The sequence below is a fragment of the Nocardioides sp. REDSEA-S30_B4 genome (genome assembly GCF_001627265.1).
Lineage (GTDB): Bacteria > Actinomycetota > Actinomycetes > Propionibacteriales > Nocardioidaceae > Nocardioides.
Genome location: NZ_LUPI01000018.1, coordinates 19231 through 44039, shown reverse-complemented (window position 1 = coordinate 44039; position 24809 = coordinate 19231). Strand labels below are relative to the sequence as shown.

The 24809-nt window shown below is 67.8% G+C and carries 23 protein-coding genes and 1 pseudogene; 16 read left to right on the top strand and 8 right to left on the bottom strand.

Features of this window, described 5'->3' with window-relative positions:
* Positions 1 to 639, bottom strand: a 639-nt coding sequence (locus tag A6R01_RS05415; protein WP_292604294.1) for a hypothetical protein, incomplete at its 3' end; no start/stop codon positions are given.
* A 121-nt stretch (positions 640 to 760) separates the two neighbouring features.
* On the opposite strand from A6R01_RS05415, the gene recD reads away from it, so the two are divergent.
* Both recD and A6R01_RS05405 read left to right on the top strand, forming a co-directional pair.
* Positions 761 to 2683 carry an exodeoxyribonuclease V subunit alpha gene (gene recD / locus A6R01_RS05410; RefSeq protein WP_292604292.1) on the top strand — a complete coding sequence of 641 codons (1923 nt, stop codon included), beginning with the start codon at positions 761 to 763 and terminating at the stop codon, positions 2681 to 2683.
* 53 nt (positions 2684 to 2736) lie between these two features.
* Positions 2737 to 3345, top strand: coding sequence for an ACT domain-containing protein (locus tag A6R01_RS05405; protein ID WP_292604290.1), 609 nt, complete (start codon positions 2737 to 2739; stop codon positions 3343 to 3345).
* A gap of 121 nt (positions 3346 to 3466) precedes the next feature.
* On the opposite strand, the gene A6R01_RS05400 is transcribed toward A6R01_RS05405, so the two are convergent.
* Complete coding sequence (locus A6R01_RS05400) at positions 3467 to 3910, bottom strand: nitroreductase family deazaflavin-dependent oxidoreductase (protein ID WP_292604288.1); 444 nt, start codon at positions 3908 to 3910, stop codon at positions 3467 to 3469.
* A 56-nt stretch (positions 3911 to 3966) separates the two neighbouring features.
* Between A6R01_RS05400 and A6R01_RS05395 the strand changes: the two genes are divergently transcribed.
* The 4 genes from A6R01_RS05395 (at position 3967) to A6R01_RS05380 (ending at position 6472) form a co-directional block, all read left to right on the top strand.
* Positions 3967 to 4902 (top strand): 1,4-dihydroxy-2-naphthoyl-CoA synthase, encoded by a 936-nt coding sequence (locus A6R01_RS05395; protein WP_292604286.1) that lies wholly within the window; start codon positions 3967 to 3969, stop codon positions 4900 to 4902.
* A 303-nt stretch (positions 4903 to 5205) separates the two neighbouring features.
* Positions 5206 to 5565, top strand: a complete 360-nt coding sequence (locus A6R01_RS05390) for a hypothetical protein (protein ID WP_292604284.1) — start codon at positions 5206 to 5208, stop codon at positions 5563 to 5565.
* Positions 5562 to 5951 carry a helix-turn-helix transcriptional regulator gene (locus A6R01_RS18255; protein WP_366925091.1) on the top strand — a complete coding sequence of 130 codons (390 nt, stop codon included), beginning with the start codon at positions 5562 to 5564 and terminating at the stop codon, positions 5949 to 5951. The genes A6R01_RS05390 and A6R01_RS18255 overlap by 4 nt, the downstream gene beginning before the upstream one ends.
* Complete coding sequence (locus tag A6R01_RS05380) at positions 5948 to 6472, top strand: hypothetical protein (protein ID WP_292604280.1); 525 nt, start codon at positions 5948 to 5950, stop codon at positions 6470 to 6472. Before A6R01_RS18255 ends, A6R01_RS05380 begins: the two co-directional genes overlap by 4 nt.
* Here the strand turns inward: A6R01_RS05380 and A6R01_RS05375 are convergent.
* The 4 genes and pseudogenes from A6R01_RS05375 to mobF form a co-directional block, all read right to left on the bottom strand.
* On the bottom strand, positions 6450 to 7562 hold the full coding sequence (locus A6R01_RS05375; RefSeq protein WP_292604278.1) for a site-specific integrase: 1113 nt from the start codon (positions 7560 to 7562) through the stop codon (positions 6450 to 6452). The two genes, A6R01_RS05380 and A6R01_RS05375, sit on opposite strands and share 23 nt — an antisense overlap.
* A 60-nt stretch (positions 7563 to 7622) precedes the next feature.
* Positions 7623 to 7865, bottom strand: coding sequence for a helix-turn-helix domain-containing protein (locus A6R01_RS05370; RefSeq protein ID WP_292604277.1), 243 nt, complete (start codon positions 7863 to 7865; stop codon positions 7623 to 7625).
* A 289-nt stretch (positions 7866 to 8154) separates the two neighbouring features.
* Positions 8155 to 9552, bottom strand: coding sequence for an AAA family ATPase (locus A6R01_RS05365; protein WP_292604296.1), 1398 nt, complete (start codon positions 9550 to 9552; stop codon positions 8155 to 8157).
* Between the two features lie 312 nt (positions 9553 to 9864).
* Positions 9865 to 10779: pseudogene (mobF, locus tag A6R01_RS05360) on the bottom strand (MobF family relaxase); the annotation flags it as partial.
* Positions 10780 to 11503: 724 nt separating this feature from the next.
* Here mobF and A6R01_RS05355 point away from each other — a divergent pair.
* From A6R01_RS05355 to A6R01_RS05320, 8 genes are all read left to right on the top strand, one after another.
* Positions 11504 to 14197 (top strand): DNA methyltransferase, encoded by a 2694-nt coding sequence (locus A6R01_RS05355; protein ID WP_292604275.1) that lies wholly within the window; start codon positions 11504 to 11506, stop codon positions 14195 to 14197.
* Positions 14194 to 16170 (top strand): DEAD/DEAH box helicase, encoded by a 1977-nt coding sequence (locus tag A6R01_RS05350; protein WP_292604273.1) that lies wholly within the window; start codon positions 14194 to 14196, stop codon positions 16168 to 16170. Before A6R01_RS05355 ends, A6R01_RS05350 begins: the two co-directional genes overlap by 4 nt.
* Positions 16167 to 17366, top strand: coding sequence for a GIY-YIG nuclease family protein (locus A6R01_RS05345; protein WP_292604271.1), 1200 nt, complete (start codon positions 16167 to 16169; stop codon positions 17364 to 17366). Before A6R01_RS05350 ends, A6R01_RS05345 begins: the two co-directional genes overlap by 4 nt.
* Positions 17363 to 18385, top strand: a complete 1023-nt coding sequence (locus tag A6R01_RS05340) for a hypothetical protein (RefSeq protein WP_292604269.1) — start codon at positions 17363 to 17365, stop codon at positions 18383 to 18385. The genes A6R01_RS05345 and A6R01_RS05340 overlap by 4 nt, the downstream gene beginning before the upstream one ends.
* Before the next feature lie 317 nt (positions 18386 to 18702).
* Positions 18703 to 18960: an addiction module protein gene (locus tag A6R01_RS05335; RefSeq protein WP_292604267.1), complete on the top strand. Its 258-nt coding sequence runs from the start codon at positions 18703 to 18705 to the stop codon at positions 18958 to 18960.
* On the top strand, positions 18957 to 19274 hold the full coding sequence (locus A6R01_RS05330; RefSeq protein WP_292604265.1) for a type II toxin-antitoxin system RelE/ParE family toxin: 318 nt from the start codon (positions 18957 to 18959) through the stop codon (positions 19272 to 19274). Before A6R01_RS05335 ends, A6R01_RS05330 begins: the two co-directional genes overlap by 4 nt.
* A 165-nt stretch (positions 19275 to 19439) precedes the next feature.
* Positions 19440 to 19781, top strand: coding sequence for a DUF4333 domain-containing protein (locus A6R01_RS05325; protein ID WP_292604263.1), 342 nt, complete (start codon positions 19440 to 19442; stop codon positions 19779 to 19781).
* Positions 19782 to 19833: 52 nt separating this feature from the next.
* The gene (locus A6R01_RS05320; RefSeq protein ID WP_292604261.1) at positions 19834 to 20538 is read left to right on the top strand and encodes an NAD-dependent deacylase; all 705 of its coding nucleotides are present in this window, start codon (positions 19834 to 19836) and stop codon (positions 20536 to 20538) included.
* Here A6R01_RS05320 and A6R01_RS05315 read toward each other — a convergent pair.
* Positions 20523 to 21275, bottom strand: coding sequence for a TetR-like C-terminal domain-containing protein (locus A6R01_RS05315; RefSeq protein WP_292604259.1), 753 nt, complete (start codon positions 21273 to 21275; stop codon positions 20523 to 20525). The genes A6R01_RS05320 and A6R01_RS05315 overlap by 16 nt on opposite strands.
* A 156-nt stretch (positions 21276 to 21431) precedes the next feature.
* On the opposite strand from A6R01_RS05315, the gene A6R01_RS05310 reads away from it, so the two are divergent.
* Together A6R01_RS05310 and A6R01_RS05305 are read left to right on the top strand one after the other, a co-directional pair.
* Positions 21432 to 23624 carry an MMPL family transporter gene (locus A6R01_RS05310; RefSeq protein ID WP_292604257.1) on the top strand — a complete coding sequence of 731 codons (2193 nt, stop codon included), beginning with the start codon at positions 21432 to 21434 and terminating at the stop codon, positions 23622 to 23624.
* A 53-nt stretch (positions 23625 to 23677) separates the two neighbouring features.
* A complete protein-coding gene (locus A6R01_RS05305; protein ID WP_292604255.1) occupies positions 23678 to 24313 on the top strand; it encodes a hemerythrin domain-containing protein in 636 nt (211 codons plus the stop codon).
* Here A6R01_RS05305 and A6R01_RS05300 read toward each other — a convergent pair.
* A partial coding sequence (locus A6R01_RS05300; RefSeq protein WP_292604253.1) for a hypothetical protein occupies positions 24280 to 24809 on the bottom strand: 530 nt, incomplete at its 5' end. The genes A6R01_RS05305 and A6R01_RS05300 overlap by 34 nt on opposite strands.

Sequence of the window (24809 nt, the reverse complement as noted above, 5' to 3'; positions counted from 1 at the left end):
GGGCCGACCGCGGAGGTGGTCGAGCCGGCCGAGGAGCGCCCCGCGCCGAGCCGCGGCGAGCAGACCGAGCTGGGGGTGCGGGCCTTCGGACGCGAGGTCGACACCGCCTGGCGTCGTACCTCCTACTCGGGGCTGGTCCGCGTGGAGGAGCAGGCGCCCTCGGTCGGCAGCGAGCCGGCGGTGACGGTGCTGACCGACGAGCCCGACGAGTCCCTGCCCGACCTGCCCGGCATGCCTGCCCCCGCTGCTGAGCCGGACGCCGAGCCGGCGCATCCGTCCCCGGTCTCGCCGATGGCCGAGCTGCCGGCAGGCGCCGCGTTCGGGTCGCTGGTCCACGCGGTCCTGGAGCACGCCGACCCCGACGCCCCCGTCCTCGAGGCCGAGCTGCGGGCGCGGGTCGGCGAGGAGCTGCGCTGGTGGCCGGTCGACGTCGATCCCGATGTGCTCGCCGCGGCCCTGGTGCCGCTGCACCACACGCCGCTCGGGCCGCTGGCCGGCGACCGGACGCTGGCGCAGGTCCCGCTGCGCGACCGCCTGCGCGAGCTGGATTTCGAGCTGCCCATGGCCGGTGGCGACCACGCCGCCGGCGACCGGCCCGGGCACCTCGTCGGCGACGTGGCCGACCTGCTGCGCACGCACCTGCCCGAGGGCGACCCGCTGCTGCCGTACGCCGACCGGCTGGCCCGGCCGCCGCTGGCCGACCAGCCGCTGACGGGCTATCTCGGCGGCTCGGTCGACGCGGTGCTCCGCGTGGGCTCGGGTGCCGACCAGCGCTTCCTGGTCGTCGACTACAAGACCAACCTGCTCGGCGAGCAGGGGCGGCCGCCGACGGCCGCCGACTACGCCCCACCGGCGCTGGCCGAGGCGATGCTGCACAGCCACTACCCGCTCCAGGCGCTGCTCTACAGCGTCGTCGCGCACCGCTACCTGCGCTGGCGGCTGCCCGGCTACGAGCCGGAGACCCACCTCGGCGGCGTGCTCTACCTCTACCTGCGAGGCATGTGCGGCCGCGCTGCGCCTCGGCGAGCTCGTCGGCGAGGACGACGAGCGGCTCCGGCTCGGGGTCGCGCTGGCCGTGCGCGCCGCTCGGCACGGCTCGGTCTGCGTGGACCTGACAGGCATCGCCGACGGCGACGACCTGCCCTGGCCCGACGGCGACGGCTGGGCCGACGACCTGGCGGTCTCGGCCTTCGCCGCCTCGTCGGTGGCGCGGGTCGAGCACGGCCTGGTCTACCTCGACCGCTACTGGCGCGAGGAGGGGCAGGTTCGCGACGACCTCGTGCGCCGGGCCGAGGCGACGCCGCCCGTGGTCGACGACGCCCTGCTCGAGGCCCACGCCGACCGGCTGTTCCCCGACGAGGGGTCGGCCGACCAGCGGGCCGTGGCGCTGGCCGCGGCGCGGCAGTGGACGACCGTGCTGACCGGCGGCCCGGGCACCGGCAAGACGACGACGGTGGCCGGACTGCTCGCGGTGCTGGCCGCCGAGGCGGCCGGTGGCCCGGACCCCCGCGAGCTGCGGATCGCGCTCACGGCACCGACCGGCAAGGCCGCGGCGCGGCTGCTGGAGTCGGTGCGCGAGGCGCAGGAGCGGCCGGGTGCGGGGTTCGACGCCGACGACCGGCGACGGCTCGAGGGCCTGACGGCCACCACCATGCACCGGCTGCTGGGCTGGCGTCCGGACTCCACCACCCGCTTCCGTCACCACCGCGGCAACACGCTCCCGCACGACGTGATCGTGGTCGACGAGACGTCGATGGTCTCGCTGACGATGATGGCCCGGCTGCTGGCGGCGGTGCGCTCCGATGCCCGCCTGGTGCTGGTCGGCGATCCGGACCAGCTGGCCTCGGTCGAGGCCGGTGCGGTGCTGGCCGACCTGGTCGGCGGGCTCGCGTCCCGGGCGCCCACGGCCGTCACGGGCCTCACCACGACGCGGCGCTACGGCGCGGAGATCGGGGCACTCGCCCAGGCGCTGCGCGACGGGGACGCCGACCAGGTGTTGCGCCTGCTCGACGCGGGCCACGCGCCGGGTGCGGGCGAGACCGGCGTACGCCGCCTCGACCCCGACGACCCGTCCGCCGTCGCGGCCCTGCGGACCCGGCTGCTCGACCAGGCCCGGTCCCTGCACGCGCTGGCCGAGGCCGGGCGCGCGGACGAGGCGCTGGCGCTTACCGAGGAGCACCGGCTGCTGTGCGCCCACCGCGACGGCCCGCACGGCGCCCGGCACTGGAACGCCATGGTCGAGCGGCTGCTGGGGGAGGAGGTCGGGTTGTTCCTCGGCCCGCACGGCCAGGAGTGGTACCCCGGTCGCCCGGTGCTGGTGACCAGCAACGACTACGGCCTCGGGCTCTTCAACGGCGACACGGGGGTCACCGTCCGCGACGGCGAGCAGCTGCGCGTCGTGGTGGCCGGCGCGTCGACGTACGCCACCTCGCGGCTCTCCGACGTCGAGACCCTGCACGCGATGACCGTCCACAAGAGCCAGGGCAGCCAGGCCCGGCACGTGACCGTGCTGCTGCCGCCGGAGGACTCGCCGCTGCTGACCCGTGAGCTGCTCTACACCGCGGTGACCCGGGCGCGGGAGAGCGTGACGGTGATCGGCACGCCCGAGGCGGTGCGGGCCGCGGTGGAGCGCCGGGTCCAGCGCGCCAGCGGGCTGCGCCCGCGCCTGGCGGTCGGCGGCTGACCCGGACCCGGGACCGTGACGTGGGTGTCACACGTGGCGGTTAGGGTGCCCGGGTGCCGTTCCTGCTGCGTGTCGAGCTCCCCGACGTCCCCGGATCCCTGGGTCGCCTGGCGGGAGCCATCGGTGAGGCCGGTGGCGACATCGAGGCGATCGAGATCGTCGAGAAGCGCCACGACGGCACCGCCGTCGACGACGTGCTGCTGGAGCTGCCGCCGACCGCGATGCCCGACACGATCGTCTCGGCGTGCAACCAGCTGCCGGGCGTCCACGTGGTGTGGATCAGCCGGTACGCCGCGGGCGGCAACCTCTTCCTCGACCTCGAGGCCGTCGAGGACCTCACGGCCAACCCGACCGAGGCGCTGGACCGCCTCGTCGACCTGCTGCCGGTGACCTTCCGCGCCGACTGGGCCGCGCGGGTGCACCGCGCCCACGGCCAGCGCTACTCCACCGAGGCCGCCCCCTCGGACCTGCCGTTCGTCGAGCTGGTGCGCACCGAGCGGGTCGAGATCGAGGGCGACGACGTCAACGTCGTCGTCGCGGCACGCCTCGGCGGCAACGAGATCGTGGTCGTCGGTCGACGTGGCGGTCCGGACTTCCTGGACTCCGAGCTCGCTCGCGTCGGCCACCTCGCCGGCCTCGCCATGTCGATCCAGCGCGACTGAGCAGCCGAGCACGAGGCACGAGTGCTCGGCGTCGCGAAGGAAGGTCGAGCAAGGCGCACGTCCGAGGGACGAGGACGTGGTCGCCGGGTCGAGACCCGGTGACGTACGCGCCTACCTCAGGTCAGACCCGCTCCAAGACGAACACCGGGATCTCGCGGTCGGTGTTCGCCTGGTACTCCTCGTACGGCGCGTAGACCGCGACCGCGCGCTCCCACCACTGTGCGCGCTCCTCGCCCTCGGCGACCCGGGCGCGGTAGGTGTGCTTCTCGGCGCCGTCCTGCAGCTCGACCTCGGGGTGGGCGAGGAAGTTGTGGTACCACTCCGGGTGCTCGGGGTGCCCGCCCTTGGAGGCCACCGCGGCGTACACGCCGTCGTGCTCGACCCGCATGACCGGGTTCTTGCGCAGCGCGCCGGACTTCACGCCCACCGAGGTGATGACCACGATCGGCCACTCGGGGTGGTCGGGCAGGGTGTTGGCGCGCTGCCCGTCGGAGGCCTCGTACTCGGCCACCTGGTTGCGGACCCACTCGGAGGGGCTGGGGACGTACTCACCTGTCAGCGTCATGCCCACCACAACACCGGGTTCCCCTCGGCTCTTCCACCCCCGCTAGGTTGCCTGCCATGAGCGCGATCGACGGCGTGTCCGACATCTTCGACCCCGAGCAGTGGGACGAGGTCCCCGGCTTCGAGGGACTCACCGACCTGACCTACCACCGCGCCAAGGCGCACGGCACGGTGCGCGTCGCCTTCGACCGCCCCGACGTGCTCAACGCCTTCCGGCCGCACACCGTCGACGAGCTGCTCACCGTGATGGAGCACGCGCGCACCTCCGCCGACGTCGGCTGCGTGCTGCTCACCGGCAACGGACCGAGCGAGAAGAACGGCAAGCACTCGTTCTGCACCGGGGGCGACCAGCGCATCCGTGGCAAGGCCGGCTACCAGTACGAGACCGACGGTCACAACGACGCCGGCGCCCCGCCGAACCCGATCGACAAGGCCAAGCTCGCCCGGCTGCACATCCTCGAGGTGCAGCGGCTCATCCGCTTCATGCCCAAGGTCGTCATCTGCGTCGTCCCCGGGTGGGCCGCCGGTGGCGGGCACTCGCTGCACGTCGTCTCCGACCTGACCCTGGCCAGCCTCGAGCACGCCCGCTTCAAGCAGACCGACGCCGACGTCGGCTCCTTCGACGGCGGGTTCGGCTCGGCGTACCTCGCCCGTCAGGTCGGCCAGAAGTTCGCCCGCGAGATCTTCTTCCTCGCCCAGGAGTACTCGGCCGAGGACGGGGTCCGGATGGGCACGGTCAACAAGGCCGTGCCGCACGCCGAGCTCGAGAAGGTCGCCCTGGAGTGGGGCCGGCTGATCAACGGCAAGAGCCCCACGGCCCAGCGGATGCTGAAGTACTCCTTCAACGCCATTGACGACGGCCTGGTCGGCCAACAGCTCTTCGCCGGCGAGACCACGCGCCTGGCCTACATGACCGACGAGGCCCAGGAGGGCCGCGACCAGTTCCTCGAGAAGCGGGACCCCGACTGGAGCCCGTACCCCTGGTACTACTGATCGGGCGCGTTTGAGCAGGTCAGAGGGGATGTCGGGCTGAGACGTCCGCGTCTGGTCCGCAAAAAGTCCGCAAGAGGTTGACGAGAGCCGACGCTGACGGGCTCCAGCGGGGTAAGCGCCCCGTTGCTCGCGCGGCGAGAGCCGATGGTGTGGGAGTGGCGGCTGGGCGTTCGTGCTGCGACCATGATGAGTCCGTGACGAAGGCAACTACAACGTTGTAATTACTGCCGAGGACTTGAAACCTGTTTAGATATGGCTAAACATGTACGCCATGAGCATCTTGCTGGCACGCCGTCGACGAAGTTGCAGATCTTCGGAGTACGGCTGCCCAGCGGTGCTTGCCCAGCGCTCGAGTGGCTGACGGGCCTGAACACGAAACAGCAGGCAGGGATCGCGGCGCGCTTCCGTGTCCTCGCCGAGCAGGGATGGCTTCGGTCACCAGACGCGTTCAACAAGCTCGATGAAGCAGACCCGCGGAACGGCGTACCGCGAGTGGATGAGATCAAGCACGTCAGTCTCAACCTGAGGGTGTACGTGGTCGGCTTCTCCCCGGGTGACAAGGAACTGTTTGTCACTCACGGGACGATCAAACCGAAGAAGAATCGGGTCGCCAAGGAAGTCGCGAAGGCGCGGGCGATCTACAAGGAAGGCACTGGGGCATGACCGCCATGGGAAGTTGGTTCAAGGAGACGCCTGAGTCTCTCCGCCTGGTGGCGGAGGAGGCCGCTCTGCTTGAGGCAAGTGAACTCGTGGCGTCATGCCTCGAGGATCGACAGATCAAGAAGAGCACTCTTGCCGACCGCCTTGGTGTAAGCCGATCAGAGGTCACGCAGCGACTCAATGGCAAGCGAAACCTGACTGTGCGGACCCTCGGAGCAATGCTCCACGAACTCGGTTACCGCCTTCGGTTCGACGTGCAGGACCTTGCCCAGCATCGGCCCCAACGGCACGTGGAGGTTGTAGGTGGAACCGGCTGGATCGCGCCCGGCGCCCGTTACACCCGCACGGGTAGCACTCTGCACCTCGTACGGCACGAAGTTGCTTCATGACCTCACGCGATGAAGTCTCGGAGCTTGCGAGCGAAGTCGTTGCTCGCTTGCTTCCGGGATTGCTGGTCCGCACTCAGGAATCCCGCTTCTGGTCGACGACGCCTGATGACGAGGTGCTTCAGGGCATCGTCGTGTCCGCGGGCATTGATGTAAGTGTCGGTCGGCGATCACAGTCGGTGGACGTCAAGACGACATACAACATCGACGCGCTTCGCCGACCCGACGATGGGGCTGATTCGGCTGGAGAGACTCCTGCGGAGGGTTGGCGTAGCAGCGTTGTCCTGCATGGCCAGTGGCACCTCGAAGACCCGCAGACACTGAGCGATGACGCGGTCAGAGCCTTCGCTGTGAAGGTTGGTGTGATGACTCTGCATCCGTACGCCAGGGCTCACATCCAAACGGCCGTTGTAGCAGCGGGCTGGCCTACCTACACGCTCGACGTTCTGACACATCAAGACGATCTATTCGTCAGTGAGGACGACCCCGAGAGCGTTGATCTCAACTTGGTGACGCTGGACTGAGTGCCTGGCGCATCAGCTCTGAGGCCGCGGCCCGTGTCCGGTCCTCCGCCGTCGGCCACAGATGGCTGTAGGTGTTCAACGTGGTCGTCGCGGACGAGTGCCCCAACGCTCTTTGCACGGTGACGACATCGCAGCCGGCGGCGATCAGCCCGGAGGCGTAGAAGTGCCGCAGGTCGTGGAGCCGCACGTGCGGCAAACCGGTTGAGGTCCGGGTCGCTCGCCAGCGCCAGCGCCAGTCGATGTCGTTGTCGTACATCGGGTCGTTGTCGACGGTGAAGAGCCAGCGGTCCGGCAACTCGTCCGGCAGGAATCGATCGATGTGCACGCGCAGCATCGCGACCAGCTCGTCGGGCAGGTGCACGATGCGCTCGGAGCCGTACTTCGGCAGCCGCACCGCGAAGGTGTCGCCATCGCGCTGCAACTGACGCGACACGGTCAGCCGACGGAGCGAGAATTCGATGTCGCCGGACTGGACTCCAGCGGCCTCGCCCTTCCGCAGCCCGGCGAACGCGCAGAGTGCGACGTAGGCACGGAAGCCGTGACGCGTCGACACGCGGTTGCTGTCGGCGTGTGCGAGCAGCTGGCCGACCTGCGCCACCGTCGGGATCCGCATCGCGGCCTCGACCTTCCGCCGGCGTGGCAACGCGACGCCGGCGGTGGGGTCGGCGGCGATGACGCGATCGGACACCGCGGCACGGAAGACCGACCGCACGATCACGAACCGCGTCTTGATGGTCGTCGGCGCCCAACGACTGGAGATCCACTTCACCCACGTCTCGATGTGCGAGCGTCGGATCGCCTTCATCGGCAGATCGCCGAAGCTGACAGACCCGACCGCGAGGTCGGCGTTGGCGCGGGTTGACGGCACCCAGAGTTGGCGCGGCGCCCAGGCGTCGTAGAACTCCTGGAAGGTCACCCGACCGGCGCGCGGGTTAACGTACGTACCGGTGTGGAGCGTCGAGGTCACCTCGTCGAGCCACGCAGCGGCGTCGACCTTGCGCCTGAAGTGACGAGAGCGCTCGCGCCCGGTGTCGTCCCGATAGCGGGCGCGCCAACGGCCGTCGGGGCGCCTCGCGATGCTCCCGGCCATCGGTCACCTCCTTGCGACGATCGACTCACCTTGCGCCGCTCGGCCGCACGGTCGGCGGGCTCAGTCGTGTCTCTGTGGACGGTTGGTCTGCTCGGCCAGCCATAGGACGAGGTCGGCACGCCAGTAGCGGACGTGGCGGCCGATCTTGAAGCTCCGCGGTCCGCAGCCGAGGTGCCGCCAGTAGCGCAGCGTCCCCTCGGCGACTCGGAGGAAGCGGCAGGCCTCCTGGAGGGTGAGCATCTCGTCGCCGGGGTTCTTGATCGGGCGGCGGTTCTCGTCGGGGTTGATCGGTGATGCGGTCATGGCGTTGCTCCTCGCCGGTTGGGGCCACGGACGGTCGGTCCGTGTCGGCCAGCATGGGCGGCCAGGTATCCACGATTTCGGGATACCTGGAGGGGGATACCTGGCCGCAACCCGCGTTTCCACAGGTCAACAGGTATCCCTAAGTCGTCACGCTGGATGACTTGTGAGTCGTTGGCTCACGCCGATCAGCGTGGACTCCGGGTGTTGCCGAAATCCGGTAACAAGAAGGGGGGAACGTTGCCTTCTTGCAGGTCAGGTGCGTTCCCTAAGTTCTCCGGCCGCACGCGGGTCAGAGCCAGAGCCCGATTCCAGGCGCTCCGCCGTCGCTGGGCGCCGCGACGGGTCGAGGGGGAACGGTGCCCGCACGACGCATCGCGGCGGGTCCATACCGGTCGACAGCTTCGATCGCCTGGCGTCGGGCGTGGGCGGGTCCGAGGTCTGCATGGTCGCGGCTGAACACGTCGATCCACTGCTTGCGGGCGTCCTCGACGGACTCGGCCACGAGGTGGGCCACGTTGGTCTGCCGGCCTCTGGTCATGGCTACGTACGCCGCCGCGGCACCGGTCGTCTCGCCGATCGCGACGTGCGCATGGTCGACGGTCTCGCCCTGAGCGCCGTAGATCGTGGTGGCGTAGGCGAGCTCGACATGCTCGCGGACGTACTCCGCGGGGAGCGCCCGGTCGCGCCGCTGGCCCGGCGCGTGGACCATCAGGCTTCCGTCGTCTCGCCTCCCGACCACTGTCCAGGTCTGCCGGTTCGCCACCCCGAGTGCGGGGTCGTTCCGTCGGGTCGCGACGCGGTCACCGAGTCCGATCCGGTCGCCTCGCTGCGTCACCACGGCGCCGAGGTCGTGGCCGTGCTCGTTGCGGATGGCCGCGTTGGGGGTCGCGACCTGCTCGCGGGTGTCGGCGACGACGAGCGCTCCGCCTGCGCCAACCGCCGCCAGCGCTGCCGTTCGCTCTGCCTCGAAGGCGTGCACGACGATCTGCCGGCGTTCGACGAGCCGGTCGAAAACAGCGTCCGCTTCGCGGCCCTCGCGCATGGCCAGGCTGAGCTTCGCGTACTCGGCGTCGACGAACCGTCGCACCTGGTTCATGGTGACGACCGCGGTCGGGTGGGCCCAGGCGAGGGCGTGGTCGAGGACGCCGCCTCGTCCGACGGCGGGCAGCTGGTGGCGATCGCCCATGAACACGACGCGTGCTCCGGTCTCGTCGGCGATCGTCAGCAGCGCGAGCGCGGTGTCTTGATTGACCATGCCTGCCTCGTCGATGAGCAACAGGTCGCCACGACGCAGCCGTGCCTCCGGAGCTGGATCGCTCTCCTGTCGCGTCCAGCGGCCGTCGGCATCCCAGCGCCATCCGTGTTGGCGGATCAGCCAGGCGGCGGAGTGGCCTTCGACTCCGGTCTCGCGGGCCGCAACTTCGGCAGCTTTCAACGTCGGCGTCACGACGAGCAGCCGACGACCTCGCATCGCGAGGTGTCTGCTCACGGCTGCCAGCGTCCTGGTCTTCCCGGCACCGGCGGCGCCTTCGACAACGATCAGCGGTCCACGACCGCAGAACAGGTCGGCGACCCGACCCTGCTCGCGGGACAACTGAGACAGGGTCGAGCGATGCAGCCGTGCTGGCTCGGCCTGTTGCGAGCTACGGAGCAGCCGTTCGAGGATCTCGGTCTCGACGGCCAGCACGGCGTACGACGTCAGGGCCCGAACATGCTCCGGCACGTCGGGTCGCAGCAACAGGGGAGTGCAGCGTGCCACCGCCCGGCCGGTCAGGTCGTCTGCGAGTTCGATCCGTACGCCGGACTCAGCGATCAATCCGGTCTGCGCGACCAGCGCCTCGACCTGTCCACGGATGTCTGCCGCGTTCCATGCCGAGCGTTTCGCTCCGAGCCGCGACAGCACCAGCTCGGCAGCAGTCTCGCGATCGATCTCGCCGATTCGAGGAGAGACCAGCGGCACTGGTCCGGTCGGGTCGGCGTAGCCGAGCGATCGCAGTTCCTCGTTCCAGTGGGCGACGACCTCGGCGCCGTCCTTCGGCACCGCCTTGTCCGGGCGCGCCTCCGCCCATGCCAGCCGGTCCCAGATCTGGCGGACCCGTGGGCCGGGCTCCTCGCCCGGGTGGTCGGCCCGCCACTCGGCCTCATATCGGTCGATGTTGGCGCGGATCTGCGCCGACCGGGCGCTGAACGCTCCGACGTACGGCGCCAACTGCTGGATCTCGCCGGTCTCGGGATCCATCCCGAACCCGGCGTTGGCGAGTGCCGCGCGGAACTCCGGATCCGTGGCGACGGCGGCGTGGCCAATGCCGTTGATCGCGTCGATCATGTCCCGCACACCGACCGAGTGCAGTCCCCGCCATTCGCCCTTCGCGAAGACCCGCGCGTTGATCTGGAGGTGCAGATGCCGGTGTGGGTCGCCCGCTCGCGACGTGAAATGCCGGATCGCCGCAGCCTCGATCTGCTCCACCGGGACCTGCACCTGCCGACCGCGCGGACCGACGCGGGTCGTGGCGTGCTTAGCCAGGTAGTCGATGACCTGCTTCGTGGCGCGCTCCTGGGCGGCGTCGAGCGCCGCCTATACCTCCGGGTGGAGGGCAGCCGCGAACGACCAGGTCTTCGGCCCGTTGATCGTGACCTCGACGAACCGCAGCCCGTTCGCGTCCTTGCGCAGTCGCCCCTTCGGCTGTCCGGTCTCGACGACCATCCCGGCGACCCAGGCTTCGTAGGTCTCGCCGTCCATGCCCGGCTTCTTCTCGAGTGCGATGTCGCCAGCGGCTGTCGAGCCGGCGACGAAGCGCATCGCGATGCCGTCGCCCTCGGCGAGGTAGTAGTCGTCATAGCGGGCGCAATCCCTCTCGACGTAGTTGCGCGCGGCCTTCGGAACGCCGCGGTAGAACTTCACGCCGCCATGCATCCGGATTACCGCCTCCACGGCGTCCGTCGACAACCAACGGACCCCTAGAAATGCCGCGTGGGCCGCCCGATGTCGGACGACCCATCTACGTCCTACGTAGCACGCGTGCCGCTCGAGAAGTAGGGGTGAGAGCCACGAAGCAGAGGGCGGCTGGGACGAGATTCTGGGAGCAGATAAGAGCCAGTGGTGTTCAACGAGTGAGGGACTGAGGACGGGTAAGCGGCAGGACCCGAGGAAGGCCCAGAGGGCAGGTATAGCGCATGTCGTCCACAGCTTTCCTCGCCTTAGCTCGCGGGCCACGCTGGCGCCGCCTCACCCTCGTCGGATGACGCCCGACCTCGACCGTCTTCTCGCACTCGGCGAAGCCGGTCCTGTCTCGCCGCGCTCGCAGACGCAGTTGACGACGATGTCGCGGCAAGTCACTTCGAGCGCCTGCTGACAGCCCTCGATGTACTCCAGCCTGATGGCCCAGCCTCGTGGCCCATCGACGGGAAGCCTACGGTGTTACTCGCTCGGCTGGCCCAGGCCGCGGACCGACTAGTGGAGCTCGGCGCTGACCCCGCGCCTCTCGACCTGATCGTCAGTGTCGCCCACATGCCGCTCAGGCCGATCTGACCCATTCATCGGACGTCCACGGCAAGATTGCCGAGTGGAGACTTGGCGGCGGCCGAGGATCGGGCTGGCACGCAGCTGACGCTGTTAGAAGATTGGGAAGATTGGACACGTGAAGCTCAACCTGAAGGCCGTCGAGGAGCGGGTGAAGCCCCTCGCGGGCCGTGACTCCTACGATCGCGAGTTCATCTTCGAGCTGTTGCTGGCCTACGGGCGATCCCAGGCGAACGTCACTCGGCTCCGCAATGGGTCGCTGAACGTAGCCGACGACCAGATGACCGAGGTCGCGCAGAAGGGTGTCGTCTACTTCAAGGAGACAGCCGACGACCCGCTCGCCGTGATCGAGGAGCTCAAGACATCGCCGACGGTGGTGCGCTACCGACCTCGCTTTGTCATCGTCACGAACTACGAGGAACTCCTCGCCGCCGACACGAAGACCGAGCAGAACATCGTCATCCCAATCCGTGACGTCGACCAGCACTTCACCTTCTTCCTTCCGTGGGCTGGCATGGAGAAGGCCCAGTACGTCGCCGAGGCCCTCGCCGACGTCAAGGCGGCCGAGAAGATGGGCAAGCTCTTCGACGAGCTCCTCGCGGCCAACCCGTCCATCCTTGACGACCCGTTCGGACGCCACTCACTTAACGTCTTCTTCACCCGGCTGCTCTTCTGCTTCTTCGCCGAGGACACCGCCATCTTCGGTGAGAACCAATTCACCAACGCCGTCGGTAGCCACACACAGCTCGATGGCTCCGACATGGCCGACTTCCTCAACGAACTGTTCGTCGCACTCGATACGCCGCATGCCGGCGACAAGCCCGCCCATCTGCGCGACTTCCCATACGTCAACGGCCGCCTGTTCACGGTTGCCGCGGAACACAAGGTGCCCGCGTTCACCAAGAAGGCACGCGAGCTGCTCATCGAACTGGGCACGCTGGTCTGGCGAGAGATCAACCCCGACATCTTCGGGTCGATGTTCCAGGCCATCGTCACGCCAGGCAAACGCTCGGACCTAGGGCAGCACTACACGTCCGTCCCGAACATCCTCAAGACGATCGAGCCCCTCTTCCTCGACGGGCTCAAGGACGAGTTCGACGCCGCCTACAACTCGCCGCGGAAGCTGGAGGCACTCCTCGAGCGCATCGGTCAGATCAAAGTGTTCGACCCCGCCTGTGGATCCGGGAACTTCCTGATCATCGCCTACAAGGAACTTCGCCGCCTTGAGCACGCGATCTTGGAGCGGCTAGCCGAGATCGACGTCAAGCACCAGGTCCTGTATGCCGAGTCCAAGATCAACATCGAACACTTCTACGGTATCGAGATCGACGACTTCGCTGTCGAGGTCGCGATCCTCTCCCTCTGGATCGCCAAGCACCAGATGAATGCCGAGTTCAAGGACAAGTTCGGCCTGTCGATCCCGCTGATTCCGCTCAAGGAGACCGGGCAGATCCGGGAGGCGAACGCAACGCGGATCAGTTGGGAATCGGTATGCCCGAGTGGACGCGACGAGGAGATCTACCTAATCGGCAATCCGCCTTACAAGGGTGCGAAGACGCAGACCAAGGAGATGAAGGCGGATTTCCCGCATGTCTTCGCTGGTCGGCCGTACTCAAAGAACCTCGACTACATTGCCTTGTGGTTTACCAAGGGAGCGGACTACATCGCAGGGACTAACGCCGAACTTGCCTTTGTCACCACCAACTCGGTTGCCCAAGGGGAGCACGTCGGGCTGATGTTCCCGCGACTGTTCGACATGGGACTCGAGATCGGCTACGCATACACGTCTTTCAAGTGGGAGAACAACGCTAGGCGGAATGCTGGTGTGACGGTCGCTGTGATCAGTCTTCGCAACGTGCGGCCAGCACCGAAGTACATCTACGCCGACGGCCTAAGGCTCCAAGTCGCGAATATCAATGGCTACCTCGCCGACGGGTCGAACGTGTTCGTCGGTCGTAGAAAGTCTCCCTTGGGTGCGCGGCGTCCCGCGATGGTCTTCGGCTCGATGCCGAGGGCAAAGGGTCTGGTCGTGACGCCGGACGAACGCCTCCGGATGATTGCGAACGACCCGCGGTCCGAAAAGTTCATCAAGTCGTACATCGGAACATCGGAACACGTCGACGGAGTGGACCGCTACTGCCTGTGGATTGAGGATCGGGATGTAGCCGAGGCGCGAACGGTGCCAGACATCGCACATCGGCTCGAACGCGTGAGAGCGGAGCGCGCCGACAGTGACGCAGGAAGCACCGCAGCTTTTGCTGAACGCCCGCACCGTTTTGTCCAGATTAGCTATCGGCCGACTGAGTCCATCATCGTGCCGAGCGTGTCGTCCGAGCGAAGGGACTACATCCCGTTCGGCTACCTCGGACCGGAGACGGTCGTCTCTAACCTGGCGTTCGCTGTCTACGACGCGAAGCCGTGGACCTTCGCGCTACTCACGTCACGAATGCACATGACTTGGACTCGAGCGGTGGGCGGACAGCACGAGACGAGGCTGCGGTACTCGAACACGATCGTTTACAACAACTTCCCCGTCCCGCAGTTGAGCGACCGGACCAAGGATGCGTTCGATGTGGCGGCCTTACGTGTTCTGGACGTTCGGGAATACCACTGCGAGCGCACATTGGCGGAGCTCTACGACCCCGACCTGATGCCGCCCGATCTTCGGGCGGCTCATGCGGAGGTGGATGCGCTCGTCGACTCGATCTACTCCAAGAAGCCTTACGAAACCGATGAGCAGAGGTTGTCGGACCTCTTCGCTATGTATGAGGCCATGACCGCTGCTGAGGCATCCAAGGGGGCCGCGAAATGAAGCACCAGCCCAACATTGTCGATGTGACCTACGCGCAGACTGGCGCGTCGGTGCACACCGATGCAATGGGAATGCGCGAGATGCAGCGGCGTGTATTTGCACAGCGGGATGCGCAGTACTTGCTCATCAAAGCCCCGCCAGCGTCGGGCAAGTCGCGCGCGTTGATGTTCGTGGCTCTGGACAAGCTGTACAACCAAGGGCGCAGGAAGGTTATCGTCGCCGTGCCGGAGCGTTCGATCGGTGCATCCTTCGCCTCGACCCAGCTCACTAGCCACGGCTTCTTCGCGGACTGGGAGATCAAGGACGAACACAACCTGTGCACGCCTGGGTCGTCGGCGGGCAAGGTCGACGCGTTCATCAACTTTCTCGATGGCCCGGATGCCACCCTGGTGTGCACACACGCCACTCTGCGGTTCGCGTTCGAGAAGTTGGCTCCGGAGATGTTCAACGGGACCGTCCTGGCGATCGATGAGTTCCATCATGTCTCTGCTGACGTCGAGAACAGTCGGCTGGGAGCCCTGCTCCGCGACGTGATGACTGGATCTGACGTCCACATCGTCGCAATGACCGGCTCGTACTTCCGCGGCGATTCCGTGCCAGTTCTGTCAGCTGAGGATGAGGCGAAGTTCACGCCAGTCACCTTTAACTACTACGACCAGCTCAACGGCTACGAGCACCTCAAGTCGCTCGGAATCGGGCACCACTTCTACCAAGGTCGTTACACAGACGCGATCGGTGAAGTATTCGACCTGGACAAGAAGACGATCCTCCACATCCCCAACGTGAACTCGGGTGAGTCGACGAAGGACAAGATCGAGGAGGTCGGCTACATCATCGACTCGATCGGGCACGTCGAGTCCACGGAGCCCGACACTGGGATCATCAACATCCGGCGGAGCGACTCGGGTCAGATCGTCCGCGTCGCTGACCTGGTCGATGACACCGACCCGAAGAAGCGAGCCGACACGCTGCACTATCTCTCCACCTTCGCTTCCAAGAACCGCGACGGCGTCGATGTGATCCTCGCCCTCGGTATGGCCAAAGAAGGCTTCGACTGGCCGTTCGCAGAGCACGCGTTGACCGTTGGGTACCGGGCGTCGCTGACGGAAGTCATCCAGATCATCGGACGCGTCACTCGAGACAGCCCCGGCAAGTCCCACGCTCAGTTCACCAACCTGATCGCCGAGCCTGATGCCTCCCAGGGAGAGGTGAAGGTATCGGTCAACAACATGCTCAAGGCCATCACCGCCTCGCTGCTGATGGAGCAGGTGCTGGCGCAGAACTTCACCTTCAAAACGAAGCGGTCCGACGACGGGGGTGCACCCGAGCCAGGCTGCATCCGGATCAAGGGGTTCAAGGAGCCGTCCACCGAGCGGGTCAAACAGATCGTCGCCACGGATCTCACCGACCTGAAGGCGAACATCCTCCAGGACGAGACCTTCGCCCGTGCGGCCGCCGGTGCCGTCGATCCTGAGACGACGAACAAGGTCCTGATCCCCAAGATCATCCGTGAGCGCTACCCCGACCTCGACGAGTCGCAGGTCGAGGAGCTGCGCCAGCAGGTCGTGGTTGACTCGGTGATCAAGAACGGAGAAGTCCGCGAGGTCGGCGACAAGCGGTTCATTAAGATGGCGGAAAAGTTCGTCAACATCGACGACATCAACATCAACCTCATCGACTCCGTCAACCCGTTCCAGAGGGCCTTCGAAGTCATGTCCAAGTCCGTCACGCCATCGGTGCTTCGGATCATCTCCGACGCGATCACGGCGACAAGGGTGGACTTCACCGATGAGGAAGCGTTCGCGCTGTTCCCGAAGATCCAGGCCTGGGCCAAGGTCAACGGAAGGAAGCCGAACGTTCGGGCGGATGATGCAACGGAGAAGCGCTACGCCGAGGTCCTGCTCTACTTGCAGAAGCGCAAGCAGCAGCACCTTGCTGAGCAGCGCGCAAGCCAATCGGAGGGCGAAGCGTGAGCGAGCCCGACGACACCCCCCGGGTCGAGCCCTTCTTCTCGACCAACATCGCCCTCCTCATCGACGCCGACGTCGACGGCCTTCTCGACGCCCCGGAGAAGCCAAAGAAGGTCACGTCGAGCGATCGACTGGAACGTGCGTTCCTGGAGATCCTGGAGTTCAGGCGCGCGCACGGACGCGTCCCCTCATCGACGACCCGCGAGATCGCCGAACGTAAGCTCGGGGCCCGACTCGAGGGGATTCTCTCCAGTGAGGAGAAGCTCACGGCGCTTCGACACCTCGATGAGTTCGGTCTCCTGGACGTCCCCGAGGCCCCAACGTCGATCGATGACCTTCTGGAGGGCGACGAGTTCGATCTGCTCGCAGACGATTCGGGGCTGCTGGATGTCAGTGACCTTCCGGTCCGACAGCCACCCGCTGCGGTCGACTCCGTCGCGAAGCGACAAAAGTGCCTCGACTTCGACCAGTTCGAGCATCTCTTCAAGGCAAAGCACCAGGAGCTTGCCGACGGAGCGGCGCAGATTGCGCCCTTCAGAGGCTTGCGCACCATCACCGCCGGCCGATTCTTCGTCCTCAACGGTGTGATGCTGTTCGTTGCCGCCGTCGGCGAGACTCGAGAAATGGTCGTGGGCGGCAAGCCTGAGCAGAAGCAGCGGCTGCGAGTCATCTTCGAGAACGGCACCGAGTCATCGATGTATCGGCAATCCCTCTCGATCCGGCTGTTCGAGCAGAAGGGCCAGGCGGTGGTCGGCGCCGACATCAGCGATGAGGGCGTGCTGGATGGCGAAGATGTCGCCAGCGGCTACATCTACGTCCTCCGCTCGCTGAGCAATGACCCGCAGATCGCCGGGATCAGAGATCTTCACAAGATTGGCTTCTCGCGTGGCCCGGTCTCCAAGCGAATCAAGAATGCTGCCAAGTCGCCGACGTACCTCATGGCTCCGGTGGATCTTGTTGCGAGCTATCAGACCTTCAACCTCAACGTCGTGAAGTTCGAGAACCTCCTGCATCGCGTTTTCGCCGATGTCCGCTTGGACATCACCCAGATCGACCGGAAGGGCCGTGACTACGACCCATCGGAGTGGTTCATTGTGCCCCGCAGTGTCGTGGACCAGGCGGTCGAGCTCATCGTCTCCGGCGAGATAGTCGACTACGTCTATGACAAGGATTCGCAGGCGCTTCGGAAGCGATCGTGACTGACCAATACGACGGGACGCCGGACTCGGAGCAGGAGCCTGCTGCCGCGAGCGACCTCATCCGCGCTGCGTCGGCTTGGGCGCAAGACGCCCTGTCCGCGATCCACGACGAGGCTGATCATCGGGCCGCCGTTGCTGGGCCGATGGCGGTCGAACTGCTCGGCAAGGCTGTGCTCTGGCGCACGAATCCACTTCTGGTGGTAGCGCCCGAGTTGTTGAAGGACTCGGCCTCCGTGGTCAAGATTGCTGGTGACCCCGATCTCCGTGGACAGCGGATGAAGACGATCTACCTCGCCGAGGTGCTGAAGCGGATCGCGATCCTGCTCGGAGGGCTTCCGCTCGACCAGAAGAAGCAGGACCGCCTCTGCGACACACGGAACGGGGGCGCCCACGCCGGCCTGCCGGGCCCATCGCGCCAGGCACTGGAAGACAGCCTCAGCGTCCTGGACGCCCTGCTTGCTTATCTCGACATGGACCCCGACGAGTTCTATGGGGATCTCGCCAGCACAGCCGCAGGGCTACGTGCCGAGTACCGCGACGCGATTGACGCACACGTGCAGTTGGAGAGCGTGATGGGTGCCTGGGTCGCGCTGCAGAAGCTGAGGAAGTCGCTCGGCGATGCGGAATTCGAGGACCTCTGCAGACGCCGGTACGAGGCGACGGACGAGGACCTAGCCCCTGAGAACTTCGGTGCGGGATTCTTCCGCACCCCCTACGCGTGTCCAGCCTGCTCCGAAGAAGGCAGGCTGTTCGGATCGGTCGAGGTAGACGACCGAGTTGAGTATGACCATGAGAAGGTCGGGCCGGGCGACTACGAGGCTGTCCCGTACGTCAGCTTGGTCCCCAGCCTCATCCCCGAGGTGTTCGCCTGCAACGTGTGCAAGCTGGTCCTTCGTTCTGCAGCTGAGCTCGCCGCTGCCGATCTTCCGGACACTCGTTTCGAGGTGTCCGAAGGTGCGCTCGGCCCCGACTTTGACGCTGCCGAGGCCGCCGCATCGGAATCGGGATGGCGAGATTGAGTCCGCACAAAGTCCGCAAGTTCGGTTCCGCTCGGACCTGACCAACACTGTCGTCGCCGACCGTTCGAAGGTACCTGCAGGTCAACGACACTTTCCGGCGACTTCCAACGTCAGCAGGGGCCACCTCAAGCCCAGCCGAATGCTTCCCCTGGTACTACTGATTCGACACGTTCACGCAGGTCAGGGCGCTATGAGAGGCCTGGGTGGACCAACGTGACTCGTCATCACTTCTAGCCCGCCGGCAGGGGTCTTCCGATCAACCTTCGAAGCAACGTCGAGCCAGGGTTGATGTCGGCCTTCCGGCGTACACTGACAACATGAGCCTGAGTGCATCGGAGTTCTACGAGGCGGGGATGAACCTGCCTCCTTCGGTGCGCAAGGACGTGGCCCTTCGGCTCCTCGAGTCGCTCGAGGTCTCCGATGATGACTCGATCGACGAAGCCTGGACGGTCGAGATCGGCTCTCGCATCGACGACATCCTCAGTGGCAAGGTGGAGACCATTCCGCACGCCGAGGTCGTGGCGCGAATGGCTGAGCGCCGCGCTGCTCGTCATGCAGCCCGACGGCAGACGTGAACCTGGACGTCAGTTGGCACCCGGAGGCTGAGGCCGAGTTCGATGCCGAGGTCAGTTGGTACGAGCATCGCAACACGGGGCTCGGTGACCGGTTCGAGGCGGATGTCTTCACGGCGGTGGATGAGTCGGTTGACACGCCGGAAGCATGGCCGCCGTGGCCCGGCTGGGAGCGAGACCCGGTGGTGCGTTCGAAGGGCGTGACCGGCTTTCCGTACCGCGTCGTCTACGTCGTCGAGGGCGACCTGTTGACGGTCGTTGCGGTTGCTCACGCGAAGCGCCGCCCCGGGTACTGGCGCGACCGCGTCCGGTCCTGAGCGCTTCCCCGGGTGCTACTGAGCCCGATCACCGCCGAACCGGCGTATTGATACGCCGGCTCGGCGGCCAAGGCCCCTGCCGCCGCGGCGCCGTCCGTGGTACGACGGAGTCACCACCGACAACCGCCGGCGGACAGGCATCTCGGGACGACCCGAGGAGTGACCATGGGACGTAGCGTTCCCACCATCCGTGCCGTGCTGGCGCCCGCGGCGATCGTCGCGGCCCTCACCCTGACCGGCTGCTCGTTCGAGGCCTCGGTCGGCGGCAACAGCGTCGACGAGGCCGACCTCGAGCAGCAGATCAGTGATCAGCTCGAGGAGCAGGTCGGTCAGGCGCCCGAGGAGATCGACTGCCCCGGTGACCTCGACGCCGAGGTCGACGCGACCATCGAGTGCACGCTCAACGACAACGGCGAGTCCTACCCGGTGAGCGTCACCGTGACCGCCGTCGACGAGGACACCGAGCAGGTGCGGTTCGACTTCGAGGTCGGCGACCTCATCGAGTGAGGGATCGAGTGACGGAAGGATGCGCCGGCTCGGCGGGTCTAGGGTGTCGGGCGTGAAGATCGTCGTGCTCACCGGGGCCGGCATCTCCGCGGAGAGCGGGGTGCCGACGTTCCGCGACGCCGACGGGCTGTGGGAGGGCCACCGGGTCGAGGAGGTGGCGACCCCCGAGGCCTACGACATGGCGCCGAGCACGGTGCACCGCTTCTACGACGCCCGCCGCTCCGCCCTGCTCATGGTGCAGCCCAACGCTGCCCACCACGCGCTGGCGCGACTCGAGGAGGCGCTCGGCGACGACCTGCTCGTGGTCACCCAGAACATCGACGACCTGCACGAGCGCGCCGGCTCCCGCCGGGTCCTGCACATGCACGGCGAGCTGCTCTCGGCCCTGTGCCGCGCGTGCGACGGCCGGGTGCGCTGGGACTCCGACCTCGTCGACCTGCCGCCGTGCCCCGGCTGCGGCGTCACCGAGCTGCGGCCCGACGTCGTGTGGTTCGGCGAGATCCCCTACGGCATGGACCGGATCTCGGTGGAGCTCGCCCGCGCCGACCTGTTCGTCTCGATCGGCAACTCCGGCGCGGTCTACCCGGCGGCCGGCTTCGTGCAGCAGGCGTTGAGGTACGGCGCCCGCACCCTCGAGCTCAACCTCGAGCCCTCCGACGGCACCCCGTGGTTCCACGAGGCCCGCCACGGACGGGCCAGCGAGCTCGTGCCGCACTGGGTCGAGGAGCTGCTCGGTACCGCTCAGTCCGCGAGCTGATCGCGGATCAGCCGCTCCAGCCGGTCCAGGTCGTGCTCGAGGCCCATCCGCGGGGCGAAGCGCAGGATCGTGTCGACGAACAGGTCGCCGCTCTCGACCAGGCGCGGGTCCATGTGGCCGAACACCTCGAGGGTGACGATGCCGTAGAGCTGGGTCCAGCCCTGCATGTAGACCCACAGCAACCCGCGGTCGGCCTCGGCGACGCCCTCGCTCTCGGCGGGGATCAGCGGGTCGAGCACCGCCTCGCGGGCGGCCGGCGGAAGATCCTCGACCGCCGGGATCGGGAACCCGTTGGACTCCCAGATCGCCTTCATCTGGTCGGTGAACAGGTGCCCTGAGCTGCTCAGCGTGAGCATCTCGCGGCGCGCGCAGGAGGTGTCGGCGATCGGGTTGGCGAAGACCAGGCCGAACTCTCGCGGCGACTCGTGCGCCCACTGCCGGAACGCGGTCGCGCTCAGGCACAGCCGCCCGGCCACGTCGTCCTCGGGCAGGGTGTCGGCCGCCGCGCGGAACCGCTCGGTCGCGGCCCGGTCGACCTCGTAGGCGACGAGGTCCACGAGCTCCTGGTAGCTGGCGACGTAGCGGTAGAGCGCCGGTGCGGTCATCCCCATCCGCTGGGCGACCGCGCGCAGCGAGAGGTCCTCGCCGTCGCGGAGCAGGGCGATCGAGGTCGACACGATCTCGGCGTACGTCGCCTCGCGCTGTCGCTCTCGACGGGTCGTCGGCTCCACGGTCACGCGGCGGCTCCCTGCTGTGCGGTGGGGTGGTCCAGGCATCGTGAGTAATGCGTTGACACCTACGTTAACACCATTTACGGTTCACGGCGTTCACTTATGTAGATGCCCTGTCACGCATCCGCACCCATCTCATCACGCCGAGCGCGAGGAACCGTCATGATCGATCGTTGGGGAGCACTCGTGGGCCGCCGGGCCCTCGCCGTCCTGCTCATCGGGGTGCTGCTCACCCTGGGGGCCGGTGCCTTCGGCGCCGGTGTCTTCGACTCGCTGTCCCAGGGCGGGTTCGACGACGCGTCGTCGGAGTCCGCACGCGAGCTCGACGCCGAGCGCGAGGCCTTCGGCAACAAGGGCATCGACGTCGTCGCGATCTACGCGGCCGAGGACGGCGATCTCTCCGCCGACGACCCGGCGTTCCGGGCAGCCGTCGAGGAGGTCGTGGCCGACATCCCCGCGGACGCGGTCGCTTCGGTGGTGCCCTACTACGAGACCCCGCCCGAGGCGGGGCTGGTGAGCGACGACGGCAGCCACGCCCAGGTGCTGATCTCGCTGGCCGGCGAGACCCAGGACGACTTCCTGATCAGCTACGACCGCGTCGCGGCCGTGCTCGACGCGCCGGAGGCCAGCGGCCTGGAGACCTCGGTCGCCGGGGCGTACGCCGTCTACAACGACGTCAACGAGATCACCTCCGACGACCTCAAGCGCGCCGAGCTCATCTCGCTGCCGATCGTCGTCCTGCTCGCGCTGCTGATCTTCGGCTCCGCGGTCGCCGCCCTGATGCCGGCCATGGTCGGTGTCATCGCGATGCTCGGCGCCCTCGCGGTGGTCCGGGTGATCGCGGAGTTCACCGAGGTCTCGATCTTCTCGGTCAACGTGATCTCGCTGCTGGGCATCGGCCTGGCCATCGACTACGCGCTCTTCGTCATCAGCCGCTTCCGTGAGGAGCTGGCGCTGCAGCCGCTCGACGAGCCCGACGCCGCCTCCATCGCGATCCGCCGGACCATGTCCACCGCCGGCCGCACCGTGCTCTTCTCCGGCCTGACCGTGGCCGCTGCGATGGCCAGCCTGCTGATCTTCCCGCAGGCCTTCCTCCGCTCGATGGGGTACGGCGGTATCGCCGCCGTGATCGTCGCGATGCTGGCTGCGCTGACGATCCTGCCGGCCGTGCTGCGCCTGCTGGGACGCCGCGTTGACGCCGGCCGCCTGCCCTGGCGCCGCCACCGTTCCCTGGCCCCCGCCGACGGCGGCCGTTGGGCGGCCCTGGCCCACGCGGTGATGCGCCGCCCGGTGCTGGTCATGGTCGTCACGATCGCCGCGCTGCTCGCGATCGCCAGCCCGTTCCTCGGCGCGAAGTGGGGCAGCGTGGACTACCGCGTGCTCCCCGAGGACGCGCCGGCCCACCAGGCGGCCGTGGTCCTCAACGAGGAGTTCGGCGGCGGGGAGGTGTCGACCGCCCAGCTGCTGCTGCAGGGCACCGACCCGACCGACGTCGCGGCGTACGCCGAGGAGGTCCGGGCCGTCCCCGGCGTGCTCGACGTCGTCCCGGTCGCCGAGGCCGACGGCACCACGCTGCTGCGCGCCAGCTGGGACGGCAACAGCCAGTCCGAGGCGTCCCAGGACCTGCTGCGCGACCTGCGTGAGGTGCAGCCGGCCTCCGGCGAGGTCCTCGTGGGCGGCCTCACCGCCGAGACCGTCGACCTGGTCGCGTCCGTCTCCAGCCACCTGCCGCTGATGGGCCTGATCGTCGTCGGCGTGATGCTGGTGCTGCTGTTCCTGGCCTTCGGCTCGGTGGTGCTGCCGGTCAAGGCGGTGGTGATGAACCTCTTCTCGATCACGGCCTCCTTCGGCGTGGTGACCTGGATCTTCAGCGACGGCAACCTCGCCGACACCCTCGGCTTCGCCCCGCAGGGCTTCCTCGACGCGACCAACCCGATCCTGATGCTGGCGGTCCTCTTCGGCCTCTCGATGGACTACGAGGTCTTCCTGCTCAGCCGGGTCCGCGAGGAGTGGGACCGCAGCCACGACAACGACCGCGCCGTCGCGGCCGGGGTGCAGAAGACCGGTCGCATCATCACCTCGGCCGCGCTGCTGCTCGGTGTGGTCATCGGCGCCTTCGGCACCAGCGGCATCGTGTTCATGAAGATGCTCGGCGTCGGCATGCTCGTCGCCCTGCTCATCGACGCCACCGTGGTCCGGGCCCTGCTCGTCCCCGCGACGATGAAGCTGCTCGGTCGGTGGAACTGGTACGCCCCCGGGCCGATGGCCCGCTGGTGGGAGCGCTACGGCTTCCGCGAGGAGAGAGCCCCCGAGCCGGCCCCGACCCGGCGCGTCGAGGAGCCGACACCGGTCTGAACCAGTTCGCGATCCGCGCCCCCGCCGGCCGCCGTCGTCCTAGCCTGAGGGTCATGACGACGGCGGCTGACGGGCTGACCATGAACCGGCTGATCCACGGTGCGGTGCGCCGCGACGTCAGGCGGCTCGCGGAGGCGCTGGAGGCCGACCCCGACCAGGACCGCGCCGTCGACCTGCTGCGGGCCTACCGCTTCCTGCGCGCCGAGCTGACCCGGCACCACGAGGGCGAGGACACCCACATCTGGCCGATGATGGCGCGCCTGGGTGCGGACACCTCGCTGCTGGAGCAGATGGAGTCCGAGCACGAGGCGATGGCCGACGCCCTCGGCGGTGTCGAGGCGGCCCTCGTCGCCCTCGCCTCCGCCCCCTCGCGCACGACCCTCGACGCGGCGCGCGAGGAGGTCGCGACGATGTCGGGCATCGTCGACGCCCACCTGCGCCACGAGGAGGACGAGCTCGAGCCGGTGCTGGTGCCGATGACCAGCACCCCGGAGTGGGCGGCGGTGGAGAAGAAGCTCCGCGGTGGCTCGGTGGTGGAGGCCGGTCGGTTCTTCGCCTGGCTCACCGACGAGATGCCGGCGGAGGACAAGGCGTTCCTCGGCACGCTGATCCCGCCGCCGGTCACCGGCCTGCTCTCCCGGCTGCTCGGACGCCGCTACAGCCGCGAGATCGCGCCCGTCTGGGCCTGAGCGGAGCGACGGGCACGCCGCGGCAGCAGGAGCGCCAGCAGCAGCACCGCGAGCGCCACTCCCGCCGCGATCGCCACGTCGCGCCACAGGTCCGCCACCAGCGCGTCCCACACCGCGAGCCCCAGCTCGCGCTGCTCGCCCGGGTCGGCCACGGCCTCGAGCACGCTGCGTGCGCCGAGCATCCCCAGGGCGAGCATCCCCAGGGCCGGCAGCGCGAGGACCGCGGCCACCACCGTCGTACGCCGACGCAGCGGTGAGACCAGCAGCGCGACCGCGAGCGCGGCGGCTGCCGCCACGGGCACCCACACCCCGACCTCGTCGACCCGCTGGATCGTCGAGCGGGCCCGGTCGAGGTCGGAGGAGTCGGCCACCTCGAACTCGACCGCTCCCACCTGCGCCCCGCGACCCACGGGCACCCCGCGCTCGCGCAGCAGGTCCAGCGTGGCGCGCACGACCCCGGCCAGGTCGACGCGGACGGGCACCGGCTCCCCGGCCC

Excerpts from the sequence above, each read along its gene's own strand:
- A6R01_RS05400 (WP_292604288.1), bottom strand. The coding sequence starts at position 3,910 with ATGACGCTGACAGGTGAGTACGTCCCCAGCCCCTCCGAGTGGGTCCGC.
- A6R01_RS05395 (WP_292604286.1), top strand. The coding sequence starts at position 3,967 with ATGAGCGCGATCGACGGCGTGTCCGACATCTTCGACCCCGAGCAGTGG.
- A6R01_RS18255 (WP_366925091.1), top strand. The coding sequence starts at position 5,562 with ATGACCGCCATGGGAAGTTGGTTCAAGGAGACGCCTGAGTCTCTCCGC.
- A6R01_RS05380 (WP_292604280.1), top strand. The coding sequence starts at position 5,948 with ATGACCTCACGCGATGAAGTCTCGGAGCTTGCGAGCGAAGTCGTTGCT.
- A6R01_RS05375 (WP_292604278.1), bottom strand. The coding sequence starts at position 7,562 with ATGGCCGGGAGCATCGCGAGGCGCCCCGACGGCCGTTGGCGCGCCCGC.
- A6R01_RS05370 (WP_292604277.1), bottom strand. The coding sequence starts at position 7,865 with ATGACCGCATCACCGATCAACCCCGACGAGAACCGCCGCCCGATCAAG.
- A6R01_RS05350 (WP_292604273.1), top strand. The coding sequence starts at position 14,194 with ATGAAGCACCAGCCCAACATTGTCGATGTGACCTACGCGCAGACTGGC.
- A6R01_RS05335 (WP_292604267.1), top strand. The coding sequence starts at position 18,703 with ATGAGCCTGAGTGCATCGGAGTTCTACGAGGCGGGGATGAACCTGCCT.
- A6R01_RS05325 (WP_292604263.1), top strand. The coding sequence starts at position 19,440 with ATGGGACGTAGCGTTCCCACCATCCGTGCCGTGCTGGCGCCCGCGGCG.
- A6R01_RS05310 (WP_292604257.1), top strand. The coding sequence starts at position 21,432 with ATGATCGATCGTTGGGGAGCACTCGTGGGCCGCCGGGCCCTCGCCGTC.
- A6R01_RS05305 (WP_292604255.1), top strand. The coding sequence starts at position 23,678 with ATGACGACGGCGGCTGACGGGCTGACCATGAACCGGCTGATCCACGGT.